This is a genomic window from Acidisphaera rubrifaciens HS-AP3, assembly GCF_000964365.1.
GTDB classification, from domain to species: domain Bacteria; phylum Pseudomonadota; class Alphaproteobacteria; order Acetobacterales; family Acetobacteraceae; genus Acidisphaera; species Acidisphaera rubrifaciens.
In genome coordinates, this window is record NZ_BANB01000372.1 from 1 (window position 1) to 5,042 (window position 5,042).

At 74.4% G+C, this 5,042-nt stretch carries 5 protein-coding genes; 3 read left to right on the top strand and 2 right to left on the bottom strand.

The features are described 5' to 3' along the window. A partial coding sequence (locus tag B8460_RS11290) for a uracil-DNA glycosylase family protein (RefSeq protein ID WP_048861699.1) occupies positions 1–649 on the top strand: 649 nt, incomplete at its 5' end. Positions 650–692: 43 nt separating this feature from the next. Here the strand turns inward: B8460_RS11290 and B8460_RS11295 are convergent. Both B8460_RS11295 and B8460_RS11300 read right to left on the bottom strand, forming a co-directional pair. Further along, positions 693–2,327, bottom strand: a complete 1,635-nt coding sequence (locus tag B8460_RS11295; protein ID WP_048861702.1) for an NAD(P)/FAD-dependent oxidoreductase — start codon at positions 2,325–2,327, stop codon at positions 693–695. Positions 2,328–2,382: 55 nt separating this feature from the next. Continuing rightward, positions 2,383–3,303 (bottom strand): 2-dehydropantoate 2-reductase, encoded by a 921-nt coding sequence (locus tag B8460_RS11300; RefSeq protein ID WP_048861700.1) that lies wholly within the window; start codon positions 3,301–3,303, stop codon positions 2,383–2,385. A gap of 185 nt (positions 3,304–3,488) precedes the next feature. On the opposite strand from B8460_RS11300, the gene B8460_RS11305 reads away from it, so the two are divergent. Both B8460_RS11305 and B8460_RS11310 read left to right on the top strand, forming a co-directional pair. Beyond that, positions 3,489–4,247, top strand: a complete 759-nt coding sequence (locus B8460_RS11305) for a TetR family transcriptional regulator (RefSeq protein ID WP_199445621.1) — start codon at positions 3,489–3,491, stop codon at positions 4,245–4,247. A 45-nt stretch (positions 4,248–4,292) separates the two neighbouring features. Beyond that, complete coding sequence (locus B8460_RS11310) at positions 4,293–4,991, top strand: MarR family winged helix-turn-helix transcriptional regulator (RefSeq protein WP_084623538.1); 699 nt, start codon at positions 4,293–4,295, stop codon at positions 4,989–4,991. The last annotated feature ends 51 nt before the right edge of the window (positions 4,992–5,042 follow it).

The following is a 5,042-nucleotide window of genomic DNA, read 5'->3' on the forward strand; positions in this document are numbered from 1 at the left end:
GGCGGGGACGGAGGCGCCGCGCGCGCCCGCCGCCGATTGCGGGCTGTGTCCGCGGCTCGCCGAGTACCGCGCGGCCAACCGCGCGGCCAATCCCGACTGGCACAACGCGCCGGTGCCGAGCTTCGGGCCGCTCGACGCGCGGCTGCTGGTGGTCGGCATGGCGCCGGGCGTGCGCGGCGCCAACCGCACCGGGCGGCCGTTCACTGGCGATCATGCCGGCATCCTGCTGTACGAGACGCTGCTGGCGCACGGCTTCGCCGCCGGCACATACCGCGCCGCGGCCGATGACGGGCTGACGCTGCACGATTGCCGCATCGTCAACGCCGTGCGCTGCGTCCCCCCCGCCAACCTGCCGACCCCGGCCGAGACGACCACCTGTAACCGCTTCCTGCGCGCGGAGCTGCAGGCGATGACCGGGCTGCGCGCGGTCCTCGCTCTCGGCGTGCTGGCGCACGCGGCGGTGCTGAAGGCGTGCGGGATGCCGGTCTCGCGCCTGCGCTTCAGTCACGGCGCGATCCACGAGCTGCCGGACGGGCTGCTGCTCGCCGACAGCTTCCACGTCTCCCGCTACAACACCAATACCGGCCGCCTGACGGGCGAGATGTTCGACGCCGTGGTGGCGACCGTCGCCGCCCGCGTCCGCGACTGACGCGCAGGCGGGCACAGACCGGCCAGGCGTTACAGCGAAACGTTCAGGCGGCAACCACCGCCGCATCGGCCTGCATGGCCCGGGCGACCCATTCCGCCGCCTTGATGCCGTCCACGCCGGCCGAGAGGATGCCGCCGGCGTAGCCCGCCCCCTCGCCCGCCGGATACAGGCCGCGCACCTCGGGGCATTGCCCGTCATGGCCGCGCGCGATCGACACCGGCGAGGAGGTGCGCGTCTCCACCCCGGTCAGCACCGCGTCCGCGAGGTCGAACCCCGCGAGCTTGCGCCCGAAGGCGGGCAGCGCCGCGCGGATGGCCGCCGTCGCGAACTCCGGCAGGCAGGCGGCAAGATCGGTCGGCCGCACGCCCGGGCGGTAGGACGGGATCACCGCGCCGAGCGCCGTGGACGGGCGCGCGGCGAGGAAGTCCTCCACGCGCTGCACCGGCGCGGCATAGGTGCCGCCGCCCGCGACGAAGGCCGCGTCCTCCCACCGCCGCTGGAAGTCGATGCCGGCGAGCGGACCGCCCGGATAGTCGGCCGGCGTGATGCCGACGACGATGCCGGCATTGGCGTTGCGCTCGGCCCGCGAATACTGGCTCATGCCGTTGGTCACGACGCGCCCGCGCTCCGATGTCGCCGCCACCACGGTGCCGCCCGGACACATGCAGAAGCTGTACACCGACCGCCCGTGCGCGCCGTGCTGCACGAGCTTGTAGTCCGCGGCGCCGAGCCTTGGATCGCCCGCCGCGTCGGCGAAGCGGGCGCGGTCGATCAAGGTCTGCGGATGCTCGATGCGCAGGCCGATGGAGAACGGCTTGGCCTGCATCGGCACGCCCGCCGCGTGCAGCATCGCGAAGGTGTCGCGCGCCGAATGGCCCACCGCGAGCACGGCGTGCGATGCCGGCAGCACGCTGCCGTCCGACAGCGCGAGGGCGCGCAGCGCGCGGCGCCCGTCCGGCAGCGTCGCGAGGTCGATGCCCGTGACCTGCGTCCCGAAGCGGTATTCGCCGCCGAGCGCGGTGATGCGCGCGCGCATCGACTCCACGATGGTGACGAGGCGGAACGTACCGATATGCGGCTTGCTGACGACCAGGATCTCGGCCGGCGCGCCGCTCGCGACGAATGCCTCCAGCACGCGGCGGGCGCGGTTGGCCGGGTCCTTGATGCCGCTGTAGAGTTTGCCGTCCGAGAAGGTGCCGGCCCCGCCCTCGCCGTACTGCACGTTCGACGCGGGATCGAACACGCCGCGGCGCCAGAACGCCCAGGTGTCGCGGGTGCGGATGCGCACCGGCTGTCCGCGCTCGATGATGATCGGACGATAGCCGGCCTCGGCCAGGGTCAGCGCCGCCAGCAGGCCGCACGGCCCGGCGCCGATCACCACGGGGCGCGGCGCGGACACATGCGGAGCCGGCGCGGGCGGCCGGTAGGCGAGGTCCGGCACCGGCCCGACATGCGGATCGTCCGCGCAGCGGCGCAGCGTCGCGGCCGCGTCGGCGACGCGGACATCGACGGAATAGACGAGGCTGATCCGTCCGCGGCTGCGCGCATCGTAGCCGCGGCGCGCGACCGCGTGATCGAGCAGCGCGTCCGCGCCGATCCCGAGACGGGCGGCGACGGCGTCGCGCAGCGCGCCCGCGTCGTGGTCGAGCGGCAGGCGCAGCTCCGTCACGCGCAGCATCGCGGTCCCGTCACCCGGCCCCGGCGCCATGGACGTGACGCCGGCCGGACGCCGCTCAGGCGCCGGCGCGCTGGAGCTCATAGACACGTCCGCGCAGCAGCGCGAGGTCGAGGATCGGGGTCGCGATCCCGTCCGGCCGGCGGCGCAGCAGGTCGGCGAGCACATGCTCCACCTCCGCCGCCACGCCCTTGCGCATGTCGCGCAGCATCGAGGCGTGCGCGGTGGAACCCGGCTCGGTCAGGGCGGCCAGCATGCGGTCGTGCACGGCGGGACGCGGCGGATGGCCGCAGGCGCCGGCGATCGCCTCGCATTCCGCGAGGGCGCGACGCGACAGGTCGGCCCCGCCCACCGCCACGATCTCGCCGATCGTGCCCTGCATCAGGCAGGTGACGGCGGCGAGCGTCGCCAGCAGCATCCACTTCTCCCACATCTCCTGCACGATCGCGTCGCTGCGCCGGACGTCGAGGGTGGGGATCGACAGCGCCGCGGCGATCGCATCCGCACGCGCCGTCGCCGCGCCGTCGAGTTCGCCCCACACCAGCGTCTGCGGCGGCGCGAGGTGCAGGATGGCGCCGCCCTCGCCCAGCGTCGCCGGGATCACGCACAGGCCGCCCAGCACGGCGGCCGGCCCGAACGCCGCGCGCAGCACGTCGAGATGGTGCATGCCGTTGAGCAGCGGCAGCACCGCCGTCTGCGGCCCGACCGCCGGCAGCATGCTGCGGATCGCGCCGTCGAGGTCGTAGCCCTTGCACGCGAGCACGATCAGGTCGTACGGCGTGTCGATCGCCTCGGACAACAGATGCGGCGGCGTGCCGAGATCGGCGTCGCCGAGCGGGCTGCGGATCACCAGGCCGTGGCGCACCAGTTCCGCCGCGCGGCGCGGGCGCACCAGGAACGTGACGTCGCGCCCGGCCGCCAGCAGACGGCCGCCGTAATACCCGCCGAGCGCGCCGGCCCCGACCACCAGGATGCGCATGGGCCTCTCCCCTTCCGAAACCGCGCCCGCATACAGACGCGCCGGGCGGCGCGGGGCAAGGGGGGCGGCCGCAGACCCGCCGCCCGGTCGTCCGGCGCCCCTTCCGCCTCGGATCGGCCGCTGTCATATGTCGTTTGTCACTTACGTCCGCCCCTAGCTATGCGCGATGCCGGCCGGTCCGCGGGATGCGGGCAGCCGACGGCGGGGCGGACCAGTCGGGAGAGCTTGATTTGGCGAGGGTTTCGCGGGCGCAGGCGGCGGCCAACCGGGCGGCCTTGGTCGATACCGCGTCCAGAATGTTCCGCGAGCGCGGGTATGACGGCGTGGCCATCGCCGAGATGGCGGCGGCCGCCGGCTTCACGCATGGCGGGTTCTACGGCCAGTTCGCGGCCAAGGCAGCGCTGGCGGACGAGGCGCTCGCCCACGCCTTCGCCGCCGCCCGGGCACGCTGGCAGCAGCTCGCCGCGGCCGACGCCGATGGACCTGTGGACGGGGACGCGGACGGGGACGCGGACGGGGCGGCGATCGACCGGCTGCTCGCCCGCTACCTGTCGGCCGCGATGCGCGACAACTGGGGCGACGGGTGCCCGGCGGTGGCGCTCGGCATGGACACCGCCCGGCAGCCGGCAGAGAGCGGCATCCACGCGACCTATGCCGCCGGGCTGCGCGGCATGATCGCGGCGCTGGAGGAGATGCTGCCGCCCGACTGGCCGGCGCGGCGGCGGCGGGAGCGGGCCCTGCTGCTGATGGCGACGATGGCGGGGGCGCTGACGCTCGCGCGCGGCCTCGGCGATGATCCGCTGTCCGACGAGATACTCGCGACCGTGCACCGCGAGGGCCGGCTTGTGGCGGGACTGGCGACGGCGAGCCCGGCGACGGCGACGGCGGCGCAGGACGAAGAGCGGACGGCCGGGCCGCTGGTCGCGCGGGCCCGGCACGGCTAGAGGGCGCCGGGCTGGATTCGCCGTCCGGCGCGCGTCCGGCCGGTCATGGCAGCCACTCCCCGACCCTCCGATCCGCACGCCCATCTCGGCTATTGGCTGAGAACGGTCTCGAATGCCGTATCCCATGCCTTCGCCCGCAAGCTCGACGGCGCGGGCGTCACGGTCGCCGAATGGGTGGTGCTCCGGACCCTGCACGACCTCGACCCCGTCGGGCCGTCGGAGCTGGCGGCGCGCATGGGCATGACCAAGGGGGCGATCTCGAAGCTGGCCGACCGGCTTGTCGGAAAGGAACTGTTGGTCCGGGCCGCCGATCCGGGGGACAGGCGGGCGCATCGGCTGGCCCTGACGCCGGCCGGCCGCGCCCTCGTCCCGCGCCTCGCGGACATCGCCGAAACCTGCCTGAGGCTGCAGGGCCTTCTCGATCAGCCGTCCCTGCGGGCGATGCTGCTGCCGCGTATGCTGACGCTCGGGGCGTCGACCGTGGGCGCGTTCCTGCGCCGGCAAGCGGCGTTTTCGCTGGACGGCCTCGCCGGCCGCATCCGCTGTCCGACCCTGGTGGTCGACTGCGAAGGCGACTTCGCGTCCCAGTCCGAACGCCTCTTTGCCGCACTCCGCTGCGAGAAGACGCTGGTTGCGCTCGACGCGGCAAGCGGCGCGGGCGGCCATTGCGGCGGGCTCGGGCAGCAGGTCTGGGCGGGCGCGGTGTTTCCGTGGATCGCACACACCGTGGGATGGCGGGACTGACGCCGAAAAAGGGCACGTTCACGGATTCGTCAACGCACGTCGGGGCGCCGC